Source organism: Clostridium sp. KNHs205, from assembly GCF_000702945.1.
Taxonomy (GTDB): domain Bacteria; phylum Bacillota; class Clostridia; order Lachnospirales; family Lachnospiraceae; genus Anaerocolumna.
This window is the reverse complement of sequence record NZ_JNLE01000003.1, coordinates 4,433,381-4,451,873: the sequence shown is the minus strand read 5'-3', so window position 1 is coordinate 4,451,873 and position 18,493 is coordinate 4,433,381. Positions and strand designations below refer to the sequence as shown.

12 protein-coding genes are annotated in these 18,493 nt (G+C 40.6%); 10 read left to right on the top strand and 2 right to left on the bottom strand.

The window, feature by feature from the left end:
- The first annotated feature begins 45 nt into the window (after positions 1 to 45).
- Positions 46 to 1,218, top strand: coding sequence for an MFS transporter (locus BR73_RS0118500; protein ID WP_033166757.1), 1,173 nt, complete (start codon positions 46 to 48; stop codon positions 1,216 to 1,218).
- Positions 1,219 to 1,611: 393 nt separating this feature from the next.
- Positions 1,612 to 2,592 carry a family 43 glycosylhydrolase gene (locus BR73_RS0118495; protein ID WP_033166756.1) on the top strand — a complete coding sequence of 327 codons (981 nt, stop codon included), beginning with the start codon at positions 1,612 to 1,614 and terminating at the stop codon, positions 2,590 to 2,592.
- 138 nt (positions 2,593 to 2,730) lie between these two features.
- On the opposite strand, the gene BR73_RS0118490 is transcribed toward BR73_RS0118495, so the two are convergent.
- On the bottom strand, positions 2,731 to 3,675 hold the full coding sequence (locus BR73_RS0118490) for a winged helix-turn-helix transcriptional regulator (protein ID WP_033166755.1): 945 nt from the start codon (positions 3,673 to 3,675) through the stop codon (positions 2,731 to 2,733).
- A gap of 762 nt (positions 3,676 to 4,437) precedes the next feature.
- Complete coding sequence (locus BR73_RS0118485; protein WP_051685307.1) at positions 4,438 to 5,412, bottom strand: winged helix-turn-helix transcriptional regulator; 975 nt, start codon at positions 5,410 to 5,412, stop codon at positions 4,438 to 4,440.
- A gap of 332 nt (positions 5,413 to 5,744) precedes the next feature.
- Here BR73_RS0118485 and BR73_RS0118480 point away from each other — a divergent pair, with 332 nt between their 5' ends.
- Genes BR73_RS0118480 through BR73_RS0118445 form a run of 8 tightly spaced genes read left to right on the top strand, consistent with a single transcriptional unit; the run spans position 5,745 to position 18,489 of the window.
- Complete coding sequence (locus tag BR73_RS0118480; protein WP_051685306.1) at positions 5,745 to 8,711, top strand: extracellular solute-binding protein; 2,967 nt, start codon at positions 5,745 to 5,747, stop codon at positions 8,709 to 8,711.
- A 24-nt stretch (positions 8,712 to 8,735) separates the two neighbouring features.
- The gene (locus BR73_RS0118475; protein WP_051685305.1) at positions 8,736 to 9,644 is read left to right on the top strand and encodes a sugar ABC transporter permease; all 909 of its coding nucleotides are present in this window, start codon (positions 8,736 to 8,738) and stop codon (positions 9,642 to 9,644) included.
- Between the two features lie 16 nt (positions 9,645 to 9,660).
- A complete protein-coding gene (locus BR73_RS0118470; protein ID WP_033166753.1) occupies positions 9,661 to 10,539 on the top strand; it encodes a carbohydrate ABC transporter permease in 879 nt (292 codons plus the stop codon).
- A gap of 29 nt (positions 10,540 to 10,568) precedes the next feature.
- The gene (locus tag BR73_RS0118465) at positions 10,569 to 12,626 is read left to right on the top strand and encodes a YIP1 family protein (protein ID WP_033166752.1); all 2,058 of its coding nucleotides are present in this window, start codon (positions 10,569 to 10,571) and stop codon (positions 12,624 to 12,626) included.
- Positions 12,619 to 14,952, top strand: a complete 2,334-nt coding sequence (locus BR73_RS0118460) for a DUF5696 domain-containing protein (RefSeq protein WP_051685304.1) — start codon at positions 12,619 to 12,621, stop codon at positions 14,950 to 14,952. Before BR73_RS0118465 ends, BR73_RS0118460 begins: the two co-directional genes overlap by 8 nt.
- A complete protein-coding gene (locus BR73_RS0118455) occupies positions 14,952 to 15,935 on the top strand; it encodes a sugar ABC transporter permease (RefSeq protein WP_033166751.1) in 984 nt (327 codons plus the stop codon). Before BR73_RS0118460 ends, BR73_RS0118455 begins: the two co-directional genes overlap by 1 nt.
- A complete protein-coding gene (locus BR73_RS0118450) occupies positions 15,932 to 16,924 on the top strand; it encodes a carbohydrate ABC transporter permease (protein WP_033166750.1) in 993 nt (330 codons plus the stop codon). Before BR73_RS0118455 ends, BR73_RS0118450 begins: the two co-directional genes overlap by 4 nt.
- A gap of 56 nt (positions 16,925 to 16,980) precedes the next feature.
- On the top strand, positions 16,981 to 18,489 hold the full coding sequence (locus BR73_RS0118445; protein WP_033166749.1) for an extracellular solute-binding protein: 1,509 nt from the start codon (positions 16,981 to 16,983) through the stop codon (positions 18,487 to 18,489).
- Positions 18,490 to 18,493 lie beyond the last annotated feature (4 nt).

Sequence of the window (18,493 nt, the reverse complement as noted above, 5' to 3'; positions counted from 1 at the left end):
TTGAAATAAATGTTCGTTAAAAAGTGGACGGATTGGAGCTATAAGGTGAAGAAAATCTCAAAATCTCAGGAAATAATATTCCTGGCAATGGTATCGTTATTCTGGTTTGCACAATATGTCTACATGCCATATCAGACCATGTATTTAACGGCTTATGGAGTTACAAGCAGTTTTGTGGGTGTAGTAATAGGCGCATATGGAATATCACAATTGCTGCTTCGTTTTCCGGTAGGGTTAATGGCTGATTCGGCAGGACGGCATAAGCTGTTTATTGTGACAGGTGCATTGGCAGCAGGAATGGCTTCCCTTATAAGAATTTTTTGGCCTGGTGGCGCAGGATTTCTGGCGGCAAACCTTTTATCCGGTCTTGCTTCCTCCATGTGGATCTCTTTTATGGTATTCTATACCAATTGCTATGTAGATAATCAGCAGCAGACTGCAACCAGCCGTATTATTCTCTTTAATAATGTTGGTATTCTTCTTGGATTTGTCACCAGTACGGTGCTCTATGACTGGCTGGGTATGCAAATGATCTGTATATTAAGTTTTGCAGCAGGTGGCCTTGCATTTTGTCTGGGACTGATGATTAAGGAACCAAAGGAAAAGCATGAAACAATAGCTGTGGGTAATTTGGTAAAGATATGTTTGAATAAACGGATTTGGATGTTTGCATTTATTGCTCTGATCCAGCAAGGAATTCAATTGTCAACGACTATGTCTTTCACTTCCCAGATATTGAAAGATTTAGGAGCAACAGGAGCTAAGATAGGACTGGCTTCCATTGTCTATATGATATCTGCTGTAGGATTCTCGGGATTTGCCTCCTCTAAGTGCTGTGTTAAGAGAGGACCAAGGTTTTGGATACCTTTGGTGTTGATAATAATAGCGTTGTACTGTATCCTGGTACCAAGCGTAAATTCTGTTCCTGTTATTTTCCTGCTTCAGATATTACCTGGTATGTCTACGGGAATTCTTTTTTCCTTTGCAACCTCAGAAGCCATGAAAGAGGTGCCAAAGGAGAAAAAATCAACTGCTATGGGATTCTTTCAGGCATTTTATGCTATAGGTATGACACTTTTTCCTATTCTAACGGGGGATGTGGCTTCCAGATATAATATACGGGCTGCATATTTCTTATTGGCTGGAATTGCTGTTATGGGCTGTTTTTTTGTATTATATTTTTACATATCGAAAAATAAGTTAGAGAAGGGTTGTTAGGCACTCAATAAAAGACTGGAAGAAGTCCTTTGATATTTCTGTAATGACTGGGTAAAAGACAGGTTATCGATTAGATGTGCTAATTGGGTACGATTTATTGTACGGTTTTAGCATGGGAAATCGATATCCTGTCTTTTGGACGTTGTATGGTGGAAGCTCAGAGGGCTTCTTTTATTGGTTCAATTTTAATTATAAGCTTTTTTCCTGGATTGCTCTTATACTAACTGAAAGCAATATGTCCGTTATAGATAATTAAAACCAGTTGACAATTAACATGGGTATAAGCTATTATTTTAATATGTTTAGAAATTTATAAAATATTTTAATATTATACAAATGTTATGCAGAAGAATTATTTTAATTGTTATTTTGCAACAGAATGAGAGGGAATTTATGAACAGAGATAATTTTAAAGAAACCTATTATAACAAACCCTTAATAACAGAGAGGGCTGATCCTTATGTATATCTGCATAGTGATGGGTATTATTACTTCACTGCTTCTGTACCTGCCTATGATAAGATTATACTTCGCAAAGCCAAGGAACTGAAAGGACTTGCAGCAGCTGAGGAGCATGTAATATGGAACAAACATGAAAGCGGTCTGATGAGCTACCATATATGGGCACCGGAGCTTCATTACATAGACGGTAACTGGTACATCTATTTTGCAGCCGGTGAGAAAGAGGATATCTGGCGTATCAGACCCTATGTACTGACCTGTAAAGAGGCTGATCCTGCGACTGGCAGCTGGGAGGAACTTGGTCCGATGCAGTGTGCCGATGAGGATGAGTTCTCCTTCCGTTCCTTTTCCCTGGATGCAACGGTATTTGAAAACAACGGCAGGAATTATTATGTCTGGGCTGAAAAAGTAGGTGTTGGCAAGATGATATCCAATCTTTATATCGCTGAATTAGAAACACCCTGGAAATTAAAAACGGTTCAGGTGCTCTTAACAACCCCGGATTACAGTTGGGAAAGGGTGGGTTACTGGGTAGACGAAGGCCCGGCGGTATTAAAACGCGATAACCGGATTTTCCTTACCTTTTCTTCCAGTGCTACAGGAGAATGTTATTGTGTGGGGATGCTTTATGCAGATGCAGATTCAGACTTATTAGATCCTGTATCCTGGAGGAAACTGAATAAACCTGTGCTGGTTTCTGATAGAGAAAAAGGAGTATTCGGTCCTGGTCATAACAGCTTCACGAAATCGGAAGATGGAACAAAAGATATTATGGTATTCCATGCCAGACAGTATGACGAGATAATCGGTGACAGTTTAAGAGATCCGGGAAGAAATGCAATGCTGCTGGAAGTAAAGTGGGATGATAATAACATGCCTGTATTTTCCTTAGAGAATAAAATAAATCCTTAGAATAAGCTGTTAAAGAAAGCTGCAAATTATACTGGTATTAATAAAGGCTGCTGCATTTAATATAAGTATAACGGAGGAAACTCCATGACTTAAGTTATATGTAGCAGTCTTTCTATTTGGTTGAAGCCGTAATTCTGATTATAAACCGGTAGCTAAAGGAAGGTTATCCTCCTGAGGACTGAAATGGATCCGTACATTCATATTCTGATTATAATTGCCGAAGTTTCTGCCGAATATGGTTAATCCACCTACGTGTTCAGAGTCTTCCTTAACGGATAAGCGGAATTTAATGGTGCTCTTATAGTCAAAATTAAATTCCTTCAAAGAGATATTTGATATCTGAATACCGTCAAGATATGTGCCGGTATTATTTATTGTAATATTTTTAAGCATTCCGTATTGATTCCAGTTGTTATACCACCAGTCAGGTGTGAAGATTCCTTTGACATCACCGAAATCTCCGGGACTGGTCCACATACCGATAGTGGTACCGTTTAAGGAAAAATAGATATCAGAAGGCCAGACATTGTTAATACCAGGAGCCTCTGAACTAAGTTCGGCTGAGATAGATATCTGATCGATTTTCTGGTACGCAGGAACAAAATTGGGAATCACATATTCTACATAACCCTTTGTAAACCATAAAATATCTGAATCCACTCTGCCGGGATGAGCAAAGTATCTGGGATCGTCTACTTCACCAATAAGCTGGGAGGCAGTAGCAAGTCCGCAGGTGGGATAAATCTGAAAATCTGTATAATGACCTACACGTATCTCAGTTTCATAAATATTCTTTCTGTATTCTTCGGTCTCGAATTCGATAAGTATCTTATCCAGATAAACCATGCATTTCTTCTGATTGCCATGACCGGCTGATTCATTGACAATGGAGACGATTCCGCAATCCTCCAGCTTTTTGATATGGCTTGTCAGTGCACCGTTGGTAATATTTAAGCTGGTAGCCAGCTCATTCATATTCATGCCTTTGTTTTTCAGTAACAATTTAATAATGGTGATTCTCACATCGGAACCAAGTGCTTTAAAAACATCCAGGCCTTCATCCAGGGTTTTAATGTGCAGCATATAGTTTATTATCCTCCTTTGGTTATCTGCCTATAACCTTTTCTATGTTTGTGAGGACACTAAGAGGGGCCTTGCAAACATAGAAAAGACTACAATTACTTACATATACTGGATCCGATTCGTAAACAATAAAAACTCACGTTATCCGCAATGATTAAGTAAATTATATTGTAAAATCTAAAATAAATCAAGTTATCCTATTGAGAGTTCCTAAATGTTATTAAGACTAATCTTTCAACGGAAGAATGCCCTTTCTTTAATTCTATAGTTTAAGTGTTTTAAAGGATTTTACATTTAATGGAAACGCAGAAAATATAAAATGTTTAGTTGCAATTAAAATAGTTTATTCCAAAGTCAATAAAACGGTTCTGTAACAGGTTTCAAATTATAGAAGGAGCAGATGGGGTAATCATGTAAGGATTGAAGGAGCTTACATGCAATACAGTCCGGAGACAGAATATTACTATATAATCTTAAGTTTTGGCGGTCTTGCTTCCAATGTATTTCCTGATATTTCATACCAGATTTGAAGCAAAGGAGAAGGGCATGAAGTAAGAGTAAGAGCTTATCAGATGCACATGAATGAAGATGGTTGGCCGGTGGTACTCTTATTAATTTAATGGTAAATGGATTCCGGTAATATAAAGCCCTGCCGGGTGGAATGCAAAAACGCGCTTTCACTAATGTGACAGCGCGCCATTGCCAGAGTCTGATAAAAAGGTTTCTTTGTTCTATCTGTAAATTGATTTATGATTTATTTTCTTAAACCTGAGTTAGGCTCTGTAGAGCTGCCTTATGGAAGCTCACAGACTGGCTGCTGTCATCCAGAGGGCTGTAGTGAATTCTCACTTTTATGTCCTGGTTATAATTACCGAAGTTTCGCCCGAAAATCGTTAACCCGCCTACATGCTCTGCATCATCGGGAATTGCAAGCCTGAATTTGATATTGCTACCGTAATTTAAGCTCAGATCCTTTAAACATACCTCGGAGATCTGAAGACCGTCAATAAAGGTTCCGCTCTCGTTTATAACGATTAGTTTTAACAAGCCATACTGATTCCAGTTAGGATACCACCAGTCAGGAGTAAAGATTCCCTTCACATCACCGAAATCTCCTGGACTGGTCCAGGTTCCAAGGCAAATGTCATTCAGGTAAAAATGGATATCGGAAGGCCAGGCATCATTAATACCGGGAGCTTCTGAGCTTAATTCTGCTGAAATGGTAATTTGGTCTATTTTTTGAGAAATCGGTATGAAATTCGGTATCACATATTCCACAAAGCCGCGTGTAAACCATAGGATATCACTGTCTACACGGCTTGGATGTGCAAAGTATCTGGCATCATCCACTTCGCCGATGAGCTGGGCGGAAGTAGCCAGACCGCAGGTGGGAAACACCTGATAACCGGAATAATGACCGATTTTTATTTCTGTTTCGTAAATGTTTTTCTTGTTTTCTTCGCTTTCCAATTCTACTAAAATCTTGTCCAGGTGGACCATACATTTCTTTTGATTACCGTGGCCTGCTGATTCACTGACAATAGAGACTATTCCGCAGTCCTCCAATTTCTTAATATGGCTGGTCAAAGCACCATTGGTGATATTTAAGCCGGCGGCCAGTTCGTTCATATTCATACCTTTATTTTTAATTAAAAGCTTTATGATAGAAATTCTGACTTCAGAGCCGAGAGCTTTAAACACATCCAGACCTTCATCCAGTGTTTTTATATGCAGCATGCATGATGCCTCCCTTTTATCAAGTATTAAAATATTATAAAGTAAAAACTAAAATAAATCAATAGTAAAGTAAAAAGTAAAACAATGGTAGAATATATGTAATCATATAGAATAAAATAAATAATAAAGACTAAGTTGTAAAATGTGCACAAAAAATATAATTTAATTATTGACATATAGGAATTATGTATATATAATTAAAAACAAGTTTATATAAATCTAAAATATTTTAGAACAAAAATGAACTGTAGTAAAAACTAAAATAATTTAGATGAAGTATTCAGATGTCAAGTTTCCATTAGCAAAAACAATAATGTATGGAGGGACTAGGAATGAGGCGCAAGAAGTTAAGCCGTTTTATTGCTTTGACAGTTATGACTGCCGTCATGTCCGGCAGTATAACCGGCTTTGCAAAAAAGGAAAACAGTCAGGAGACAGCAGGTACTTCCGCAAATGCAGAATACACCAATGATATGATTGGAAGAAATTATACGGTTGTCAGTCAAAATTACACCTATAGCGCATATAAGGGAGAAAAACAGGAATTTTCCATGGAAGAAGCCTATGTAGAAGGCTCAGGCGGCAGTCTGGTGACGGATACCTATCAATACAGAAATAAGGTGCTTAATCTAAAGATTGGTGAAACCGGTTCTTTTCTAATTGATGCGCCGGAGGATGCAGTTTACTGTATCAGCTTTGACTATCTGAATGATTCGGATTCCATACTGCCTGTTCAGATGACTCTTTCCGTCAACGGAGAAGTCCCTTTTTACGAAGCAAGCCGTCTGGTATTTGAAAATACCTGGGTGGACAAAGGTGAGATCAGCTACGACCGGTATGGTAATGAGCTTGTATCCGTTCCGGATAAATTAGTCCGTTGGGAAAATAAATACATAATGGATGCCAGTTACCGTTATTCCACACCTTTGGCAGTAGAACTTAAAAAAGGGGAAAACCAGTTAGACCTGACCGTATCGGAAGGGAGCATCCTCCTCGGAAATATCTATCTGGAAGCAGAACCCCAGGTTTTGGAGGAGGTACAAAGGGAACCGGCTGAGGGGAATAATCTGATTATCGTAGAAGCAGAAGATGCTGCTTACCGTAACGATTCCTCCATCAGGCCAAGTTCTGAATTCGATACAGCCCTGACTCCTTATAAGACTTCCAATAAGGTTCTTAATATTTTAGACGGTGCTTCCTTTAAAGAGGCAGGACAGTCGGTAACCTATGAATTCAACACAGAGCAGGCAGGCTGGTATAATATCGGCTTTGCCTATAAACAATCGGATAAAGCGGATTTTCCGGTGTTTGCGGATATCCTGATTGACGGAAAACTTCTGGAAACACTATTTAAGGCCTATCCCTTTGCTTACACCAGAAGCTATAAGAATATGACGGTAAAGAATGAGAACAAGGACAATGCTTCTGTTTATCTGGAGGCAGGACCCCATACCCTGACCCTGACCATAAACGGTGATAATACAAGAAATGTATTGGAGACCGTAGACCGTATTATGAGTGAGATTAACGATCTTGCCCTTGAAATTACAAAAGTGGCGGGTAAGAACAAAGACAAGTACAGGGATCTTAATTTGGTAAAATACATACCTGATGTACAGGAAAGGCTGATAAACTGGGCAGAGCAGTTAGAAGCATTACAGGACGGTGTAAAAATATATAATCCGAAGGTTAAGAAAATTGCCGCTTTTTCACCTTTAAGTGTTGCCTCCAGCCGCTTACGAAGCCTTGCCAAGGAGCCAAACAACATTCCATACAGAATCAACGAACTGGCACAGAGTACCAACTCCGTTACACAGTATCTGGCAAACCTTATCGATACAGTGAATCGTAATGCTTTAAGTCTTGACAAAATCTATATTTATCAGGAGGATGCGAAACTTCCCAAAGGAGCAGGTTTCTTTAAAAGCATTTATTTAAATGTTTCAAGATTTTTCTCCTCCTTTACCAATCAGGCTTATTCTTCCGCAAGTGTGGATAAAGAACATCTGCAGGTATGGGTAAACCGCTCCAGGCAGCATGTGGAAATTCTGCAGAAGATGATTGATGAAGAGTTTACACCAACGACCGGGATCAAAGTGGACGTCTCCATTATGCCGGATCAGAACAAGCTGGTGCTTGCCAATGCTTCCGGAGAAGCACCTGATGTTGCTGCATCCATAAATTATTCCATACCCTTTGAACTTGGTATCAGAGGTGCCATAAAGGACCTGACGGAATTTGAGGATTACAGGGAGGTTTTATCCAGAAGTACGGAAGGACTTTTAATCCCTTCTGTCATAGGAGATGGTATCTATGCAGTGCCGGAGACCATAAATTTCTGGGTTTTATATTACAGAACAGATATTTTAAATAAATTAGGCCTGGAGGTGCCAAATACCATTCAGGAGGTAAAGGAAATGTTACCGGAACTTCAGATGAGAGGATTAAACTTCTATTATCCCACTGCCGGTATGTCATCATTAAAGACCTTTCATGGAACTACACCGCTCTTATTTCAATATGGTGCTTCACTTTATGGTAAGACTGCCGGTGATACCATGGTCAACAGCGACAAGGCAATGAAAGGACTAACGGAGCTGACAGAGTTATTTACCATCTATAATCTGCCGGCAGATGTTCCGAGCTTTTATCAGCATTTCAGGAACGGAGATATGCCAATCGGAATTGCTGAGTATAACATGTATAACCTCCTTACCAATGCCGCACCGGAAATAGCAAATTCCTGGGATATCGCTTTGGTACCAGGTGTGGAGGATGAGAGCGGAGAAGTCAAACGTTATGCTTCCGGTGGTGCTGAGAGCTGTGTAATTTTTAACAGTACGAAAGAGCGTGAAGAAATGGCCTGGGAATATCTGAAATGGTGGACGGATAAAGAGACACAGGTAGAGTTCGGTCAGACCCTGCAGGTTACCTATGGTGATGAATATATCTGGAATACTGCCAATACGGAAGCCTTTAACGAGCTCCCCTGGAAATCGGAAGACAAGAAGGTCATTCTGGAGCAGACAGAATGGATGCTGGAAGCTCCAAGAATCCTGGGAACCTATATGGTAGAGCGTGAACTGAGCAATTCCTATAACAAAGTAGTAATAGACGGTAAAGATCTGAGAACTACCATTGATTCTTCCGTAAAAAGAATTGACAGGGAAACAGAGCGAAAGCTGATGGAATTCGGGTACCTGTCAGAGGACGGCACAGTTCTTAAGGAATATGCAGTGCCGGATATCGAGACTGTACGACAGATATTGTCAGGACAGGAAAGCGGGACACAAGAATAAAAGAAAGGCATTAATGGTATAGAGATGAAAAAAAGAAGTAAAATTGCCAGAAAAGAATATGGTAACAAGCAGGCCTATGTATTTTTAGGACCATACCTGATACTGTTTATAATATTTATCGTCGTTCCCATCGCCATTGCTATTGGATTATCCTTTACCAATTTTAATACACTGGAAAAACCGAATTTCGTAGGTTTCATGAATTACATAACCCTTTTGACCAAAGATGAGATATTTATGCAATATGTATTGCCCAATACAGTGACCTATGCCCTAATCGTCGGCCCCGGAGGATATGCTCTGTCCTTTTTGCTGGCTTGGGCATTGGCACAGCTCTCACCGGGACCGAGAACCATACTGGCATTGATTTTATACTCCCCTTCTATAACCGCCGGTGTTGCCATGACCTCTCTTTGGAAGATATTATTCAGCGGGGATCAGACAGGTTATATTAATGCCTGGCTGATCAATGCCGGTATTCTCACAGAACCCATCCGCTGGCTGACGGATGTCCGCTTCCTGCTTCCGATTATTATTCTTATCGGTTTATGGAGCAGTATGGGGGTTGGTTTTCTGGCTATTCTGGCAGGTATCTTAAATTCAGACGAAAGCCTGTATGAAGCAGCTGCAATTGACGGTGTCAAGAATCGTTTTCAGGAAATGATTTATATAACAATCCCTACTATGAAACCTCAGATGCTCTTTGCAGCGGTTATGACTATTGTAGGAGCTTTTCAAAACGGTGCAATCGGAGTGCAGCTGGCAGGAGCCAATCCAACGCCGGGATATGCAGGACAGCTCATCGTAAACCACATCGAGGATTATGGCTTTATCCGTTATGAAATGGGATATGCTGCGGCTGTATCCGTAGTGCTGTTAGGAATCGTTTATCTATTCTCCACAGTTTCCAAGCGGTTATTTCAGTCAGAGTAGAGAGGAGGAGTAAAGAATGGCCAGATACAAAGGCAGCAGGATAAATCCGAAGAAATTTGAAAGAGGACAGATCAAGATCATACTTATGGTTTTACCCCTTGCTCTGTTTATGTTATTTCCTATTATATTTATATTTTGTCACGCCTTCAAACCCATGGATGAATTGTTTGCTTATCCTCCCAGATTTTTTGTATCAAGACCCAGTCTTGATAATTTTGAAAATCTGTTTCGGACAGCAAGGACATCCGGTATACCCTTAAGCCGGTATGTATTTAATACTGTATTTGTTACTGTACTGGTAGTGCTGGGATCAGTGGTTCTTTCCACCATGGCGGGTTTTGCTTTATCAAAACTCCGCTTTAAGGGAAAATTTGCAATTATGGAACTTAACAATGCTGCACTGATGTTCGTTCCCATTGCAGTTATGATTCCAAGATATTTGACCATCAATACACTTGGGATTACAAATACCTATCTTGCACACATCCTGCCTCTGATTTCCATGCCGGTATGTCTGTTCCTTATTAAACAGTTCATTGACCAGGTTCCGGATGCCTTAATTGAAGCTGCCTATATTGACGGAGCCAGTGATTTCAGAGTATATAGAAAAATTATTCTTCCGCTGATCAGACCTGCAATTGCAACAGGAGCTCTCCTGGCTTTCCAGCAGGTATGGGGAGATCTCCAGAGCTCTACTTATTATATCAGCAATGACGGACTGCGGACTCTGGCCTTTTATATGAGTACCTTGACCAGCGCCACCAGCAGTAATACCATTGCTGGTCAGGGTATGGCAGCAGCAGCCTCACTGATTATGTTTATTCCGAACCTTATTCTGTTTATCATACTGCAGCGTAACGTAATGAACACAATGGCACATTCGGGTATTAAATAGAGAGGATAAGAAGTGGAGGAGATTGTATTATGTGTAATAAATTGCTGCGAAGAGGCCTGAAACAAAAATTAGTACTTCTTTCCCTGTGCCTGATTATATGCATGTGGCTGCCTGGGATAACGGTGTTTGCAGAAACACCTTATAAGACCTTTACCCAGGATGGCTACGGCAGAATCGTGGAAACCCAGACTGCCTATGTGCCCCTTTCATCCATCACAAAAGTCGGAGACCTGTCCTTTAAAGGGGCAATGGATATGAAAATCCTGGGGGATGAGATATACATAGCCGATACGGAAGGCAAAAGAGTGCTGGTATCCGACATGGAGGGTAATTTCCTTCGGGTATACGGAGAAGGTACCTTGAAAACTCCTACGGGTATCTTTGTTACAGCTGACAAGACGTTGTATGTAGCTGACAAGGAAGCGGGAAAAGTTGTTATTTTTAACAATGCTGATGAGGTTATCAAAGAGTATACGAAACCGGAACATCCTCTCTATGGTGAGGAGATGGCCTTCAAACCACAGAAAATTGCAGTGGATTCCAAGGGTATCATGTATATCATCTGCGAAGGTAATACCAACGGTATTGTGCAGATAAGCCCCACAGAAGGGGGAACCTTCTTAGGGTACTTTGGTACCAATATGACTTCCACCAGTTTACTGGACATTTTCAGAAGAATCGTACTTACCGATGAACAGTTAGCAAAGCTGCCGAAGAATCTGCCTCCTACTCCTAACAATCTGATGATTGATAAGAAGGGTATGGTATATACCACTACCCAGGGAGTCGGTACGTATTCTTTAAAGAAACTGAATGTAGCCGGTAAGAATCTGCTGGAACCGGATAGCTATGATCTATTGCCTACAGCAGTAACAGTGGGAAATTACGAAAATATCTATATGCTGTCAGAAGACGGTTATGTGTACGAATATAACAAGAACGGCAGTACCCTGTTTATATTCGGGGGAAAGGATTCGGGACGCCTTAGAATCGGACTATTCCAAAAAGCCGCAGCTATCGGAGTAGACAAAAATAATCGTCTCTATGTACTGGACCAGGAGAAAAACGAGATTCAGGTATTTGAGACCACGGAATTTACTGACCTTGTTCATGAAGCACTATATCTGTATCAGAATGGTGAATATACCAAAAGCAAGGAGCCATTAAACCGTATCCTGGATATGAACAGCCTGTTCGATTATGCAAACATGGCAATGGGTCAGGCTTATCTGCAGGAAGAAAATTATACTCTGGCTTTGAAATATTTTAGAATGGCAAAGGACTTTCAGGGATATTCCGATGCATTTTGGGAAGTTAGAAATGTATGGCTGAATAAGAATCTGATTCCCGGTGTTGGAATACTGCTTGGACTCTTTTTCCTGAGGAAGGGAGTTAAGTACCTGCAAAAGAAACGGAAGACCTTTTCCTCTGCACTAGCCCTTAAGGATAAGCTATTTCATAAACCCCTCATAGGCAGATTGAATTATACAAGGTATTTTATGAAACATCCAATAGACGGCTGTTATGGTGTGAGAAGAGAAGCGAAAGCTTCATATGCCAGTGCGAATATCCTGCTGGCAGTGTTTATGGTAGTGTATCTGGTGAACAAGTATGCTACCGGCTTTATACTGAAAACGGTGATGGACGGCAGATATGATATCTTTACTGATGTGCTGTATCTGCTTGGAATTTTTCTTCTTATGACAGCCTGTACCTATCTGATCAGTACCATAAATGACGGCGAAGGTACCTTTAAACAGTTATATACGGCATTTGTATATGCACTCGGACCTTACATGATAATAAAACCTCTGGTTGTAATTATAAGTAATATCATTACTTATAATGAGGTATTCCTGGTGAGGTTTTCTAACTTCTGTATGTATACCTGGGTGATTATACTGCTGTTCTTAGCGGTAAAGGAAATTAATAATTACACAGTAAAAGAAACCGTTAAGGTTATTCTTCTTACCTTTTTCTGTGCACTGATTGCAGCGTTATTGTTATTTATCCTGTATGTATTAGTGTCTCAGGTAAAAGATTTCGCGCAGGCAATTTACGGAGAGGTGGTGTATCGGCTTGAATAAAAAGATAAGAAAGAACAAAAAGCAGGCGGTTGTTATAGCTGCTTGTGCATTGCTTGCAGTCTGCTCTGTCAGTGCATTGCTTTCAAAGCAGATAAAAGCAGTATCCGGTAGTTCTGACAGTGTTTTGCAAAGTACCTCCTATACTGCCAGTGAGACACTAAAACTTTCTGATAACAGCAAGGTCAAATCGGATTACTCCGCCTCAGGACAGGTAACAGATGAGGTGATTGTGAACAATCCCGGTAATACCTTGAAGGGACATCAGCTGATAGCAGAAAATAATAATTATCAGATGTATTTTAAAGAAGAAGCTCTGTCTATTATTATCCGTGACAAAAAAACCGGTGCAGTTATGGAATCCATTGTGGAAGAGGATGACGGTAAAAGTAATGCTGCCTGGCAGTCTTTTATGAAATCCGGTGTAGTACTTCAGGTGTTAAAAGGAATAAATATTGTTCCTACTACCGTGGATATACGAAAGGCCGAGAAGGAGGTCACTCTCAAGGAGGACGGTTTTCTTGCTAAAGTATCCTTAAAAGAGTACGGTATTAAGTTCCAGCTGGAAGTAACTCTTACAGAGGATGGTTATACGGCGGAAATTCCCTCTGATTCCATTGAAGAAACCTCTGAGGAGTATAAAATCGGTGAAATCTATGTGTACCCTTTCTTAGGCAATACCTATTTAGGGGAACGAAAGGGATATATGTTCATCCCTGACGGAAACGGAGCTTTAATCTATCTGGAGGATAATGAAGGAAGATTCTCCTCCAACTTCTCCCAGTATGTTTATGGAATGAATGCAGGTCTTGATGAAGCCTATACCTTATCCCTGCTTTGGGGTGAATATCAAAGTGTAAATGAAGCTGAAAAGATTATGGCTCCGGTGTTTGGTATGGTACATACGGATTCTGGAATGGGGTATCTGGGAATTATCGAAAGCGGTGACTACAGTGCCAAGATAGAAGCTTATCCCAATGGAGCTTACACAGATTATAACTGGATCTGTTCTAAATTCGTGCTGAGGCAGATCTACACACAGCCTACGGGTAACAAAGAAGGCTCTGTGGTTACAAGACAGGCAAAACGTAATGAATTTGACATCCGTATCCATTACCGTTTTGTATCCGGTGAGAAAGCTGATTATACCGGTCTGGCATTAAGCTACAGAGAATATCTGCTGAATGCCGGTGAGCTTGTTAAAAAAGAGGATGATTTTAAGATAAGGCTGGATTTTTTAGGAATTGACAAAGAGAACTGGCTGATCTTCAAACGAAATGTCACCATGACAACCGTTGATAATATCCGTTCCATGTATCAGGATTTAAGAGCAGAGGGGGTTACCGATATCTTTACTGTCTATAAAGGCTGGCAGAAAGGCGGAATCAATGCAGTACCGGTTACTTCCTATAAAGCAGACGGAGATATCGGTGGTACGAAAGCACTGACGAAGCTTATCAGGGAGTCCAAAGAGCAGGGAATTGATATCTATCTTGCACAGGATGCACTCAGGATTAATCCAGCCCTGCGAAATGCCAACTTTAATATTATGAAACAGATTACCAAGAGGGTTTATCAGGAAAATTCCTATAAGGATGTATTTAGCAGTTTTCGTTATTTAACACCTTCACGAACAGCAGAGACTCTTAGAACCTCCGCTGCTTCCTATAAGAAGAGTGAGATTAAGAATCTTATGTTAAGCGGTATCAGTAACATCCTGTTTACTTATTCAAATAAAGGAACGGTATATTCCAGAGTGAATACTGCTGGCAGCTATGAGGCTGCAGTAAAGGAGCTGGATACGGACTTTAGTCTGGTACTGGAAAAACCTTTCGAGTTCCTGTGGAAATATTCTGACGGTATCAATGAGATGCCGGCAGCCTCCTCTAATTATATCTTTACGGATGAAGAGGTTCCTTTTCTATCCATTGTATTTAAGGGAGTGCTGCCTATGTATTCGGAATACATTAACTTCGAGGCAAATAAGCAGGAATTTTTCTTAAAGCTTGCAGAGATGGGAATCAACCCCTCCTTCTACATAACCTATGAAGATCCTGCAGGTTTACAGTATACCAATTCCTCCGACTTATACAGCTCCAAGTATAGTGTATACAAGGAATACATCCTTTCCTATTACAAAGAGCTGAAAGAGGTCCATGATAAAACAGAGGGAGCTATGATAACGGACCACAAACAGTATGCAAATGGCCTGACAGTTGTTACCTATGACAACGACATAAAGGTATATGTAAATTATAGTACAACCGCTGCAATCCAGGCAGATGGCTATGAGATAGAGCCCATGTCCTTTAAGGTAGGTGAGCCGTAATGAAGAAGAACAGAAAAAGTAAGTTAAAAAGAAGAGAATCCCTGATGGGGTATGTATTTGTAGCACCCTGGATGTTAGGAGCATTGGTCTTTCTGATTGTTCCTTTGATACAGTCCTTTTACTACAGTTTGCAGAATGTCAAAATTACACCAAAGGGCAGAGTCTTTCAATTTATCAAGTTTCAGAATTATACGGATATCTTTCGATTAGATCCTTTATTCCTGGAGGACCTTACCGGTTATCTGCTGGATACCCTGTTATCCGTACCGGTTATCGTGGTGTTCTCCTTGATTATAGCAATGCTGTTAAATGGAAAGATGAAAGGTAAGGGACTCTTTCGAACAATCTATTTCCTGCCGGTTATCGTAGTGAGCGGACCGGTTATGGCCCAGCTGGCCGATCAGGGAGCTGCCAGCATCCCGGCCATGAATGTAACTGCCATTACCTCCATATTGGGCGACCTGCTGCCGAATTTTCTGGTAGAACCCATAGCAGGGCTGTTTAACAACATGATTATGGTGCTTTGGTACTCCGGGGTGCAGATACTCATATTCCTGGCGGCCATTCAAAAGATTGACAGTACACTTTATGAAGCGGCTAAGATAGACGGTGGTTCCGGCTGGGAATGCTTCTGGAAGATAACCCTGCCCACAATCAAACCGATGATCCTTCTCAATGCAGTTTATACCGTAATCTTTCTGTCCAATAACGAACAGAATGTAATCATAACCTCAATCTACAATGATATGTTCGCAATAAACAGAGGTTATGGCTTTGCTTCCGCTAAAGCCTGGGTATATTCCCTGGTAGTATGCCTTCTGGTAATTTTCATTGCATTACTATTAAGGAATAAAAAAGATAATTACATAACAGAAGTGAAAAAAGAAAAGAAACGGCTTCAGAAGCTTGAGAAGGAAAGGCGTCAGTTAAGGAACAGGCAGGCAAGACGCAGAAAAGGCTTAAAAAGGGAGGGAAGCAATTGAAAACGAATAAGCTGAAACTAAACGATAAAGTCAACTTTGTGGCTCCCAAACTTAATAAGGATAAGCTGAAAAAATATATGATGGGTTCCAAGGACAGACAGGGCTTCCTGCCTATGCTGATTAAATATATCCTGTTAATCGGTATTGGTTTTGTATATCTTTATCCTTTGCTATATATGATCAGCACCAGCCTTATGTCCCTGGATGATTTGCTGGATGCTTCTATCAAATGGATTCCTTCACAATTTTATTTGGGAAATTATAAGAATGCCTTTAAGGTTATGAATTTCTGGAATTCACTAAAGGACAGTATAATCCTTGCCGGACTGCCCACACTGCTGCAGGTTGCCACCTGTGCGGTGATAGGCTATGGTTTTGCAAGGTTTGAATTCAGGGGTAAGAAAATCATGCTGGCAATCCTGATATTTTCCTTTATATTGCCGGCACAGGTTACCATGATGCCTACCTATGTACTGTTTACCAATCTTAAACTGATTGGAACGCTCCATGCCTTTAATCTTCCGGCCTTACTTGGGCAGGGAATTAAAGCACAGATTTTTATTCTGATTTTTTATCAGTTTTTTAAACAAGTGCCCCAGGCATTAATTGAAGCTGCCCATATCGACGGTGCTGGTTATTTCAGGTCCTTTTTCAGAATCTCCCTGCCGTCGGCAGCACCGGCTATACTTGTAGTATTTTTATTTTCCATTGTATGGTACTGGAATGAATCTTATTTAACAACGCTGTTTATATCCGGAAAGGGAACCAGCAGTGCCAATGCCTGGACCTCCCTTGTAGTAGAGTTAAAGAACTTTGAGAGTATCTATGAACAATATAATCAGGGTAGTCAGCAGCAATTGGGGAATATCAACGAATCCATAAAAATGGCAGGCACCATGTTAAGTATTCTGCCGCTGTTACTGATGTATGTCTTCCTGCAAAAGTATTTTGTAGAGAGTATCGACCGTACAGGAATCACAGGAGAATAATGAAGCGAAAGCTTCTATTCTAATAAATGGATAAACAAAAAAGGAGGATGTTTTAAATGCAAAACATGAAAAAGGTATTAAGTCTTTTACTTGTACTTACTATGGTTATTTCAATGGCTGCCTGCAGCTCAGGTAACAAAAATACCACTGGCGGACAAAATGGTGTGGAAGTAAGTACAAACAATGGGGGAAATGATGCAGAAACTACACCGGCAGAAGGGGATGGTGAAGCTGCAGCTGCTGAAAAGTCCTTACCGCCAATGACAACGGATGAAATAACATTAACTTATGTATCCTGGGAGAATGAAGTTCTGACGAAATACCTGGCAGAACAGTTTATGAAGAAGTATCCCAATATCAAGGTAGAAGTAGTTACCCTTGCTTTGGATGGTTACAATGATTCCTTGTTAAATCTGGTAGCTACGGGTCAGATGCCTGATGCCTTCTGGATTTTAGGTGAGTGTGATTTTGCTATTAACAATCAGCTTTTAGGTGATATGACAGAGTATTGGGAGAATGATCCGGAAGCAGATAATGTTCTTACAACCATAAATGATGGAAAATTCGGATATTACGGAACAGATAAGAAATGGGCAACTCCCGTTAAATTCTTCCCTGAAGTAGTATTTGCCAACAAGACAGTATTTGATAAATTAAATGTAGAAATGCCTTCCACTGACTGGACCTGGGAGGATATGGTTGAATCCATTAAGAAGATGACAGTTCCCGAGCAGGGAATGTACGGCTTTAACCAGTACAGAACTATGGTAACCTGGTATCCTGTTGCCTCCGATGATAATGTATGGGGTGAGTTCGGATGGGACGGTACTAAGTTTGACATGACAAACTGGGCTGACGGACTTAATATGCAGGCTGAGCTTATCAATGGAAAATATCATGCTCCCGCTTTTGATTCAGATGAAGCAGAAGCAGCATTCGGTGACAGAACCATGTGGGCTGCTTACTCCGGTAAGGTTGCTTATCAGTTCGATGCATGGTGGACTTTCAATAACTTATTTGCTACACAGGAATACTTAGATCTTGGTCTTGTTTATGTTCCTTACAATGTACCCAGAGCAAAAGGAACAACAAGCAGCCACTCCATGGGAACTCTTGACTTTGGCGGAATTTCTTCTGCTACTGAACATCCAAGAGAAGCCTATGAGTTGTTAAAATTCATGAACTGGAACGAAGAAGGCTGGATGGCGAAGCTGGATGCCTACAGTACACTGTCAAATGCTGACGGCACAAAGCTTTCCATGGATGCACTACCTATTACTTTAAGTACTGCAGTTTGGGATAAAGTGAGAACCTTCTTCCCCGGAGCAGACGATGCTTACGGAAGAGGACCATATTTTGATGCTTTCCTTGCAAATTGCAAAGAACCCATACCTTATGGCGGAACAATTATACCGGGATTTGGTACCTTTATTGCAGAAGGATATGCAGGTGCTGAGAATGAGGTATTAAACAATGGGGTGAATGCTCATGACCTTGCACCGGATCTGACAGAAAAAGCAAATGCGGCAAATGCAGCGGCGATGGAAGTTCTTAAGGCGCAATAAAGAG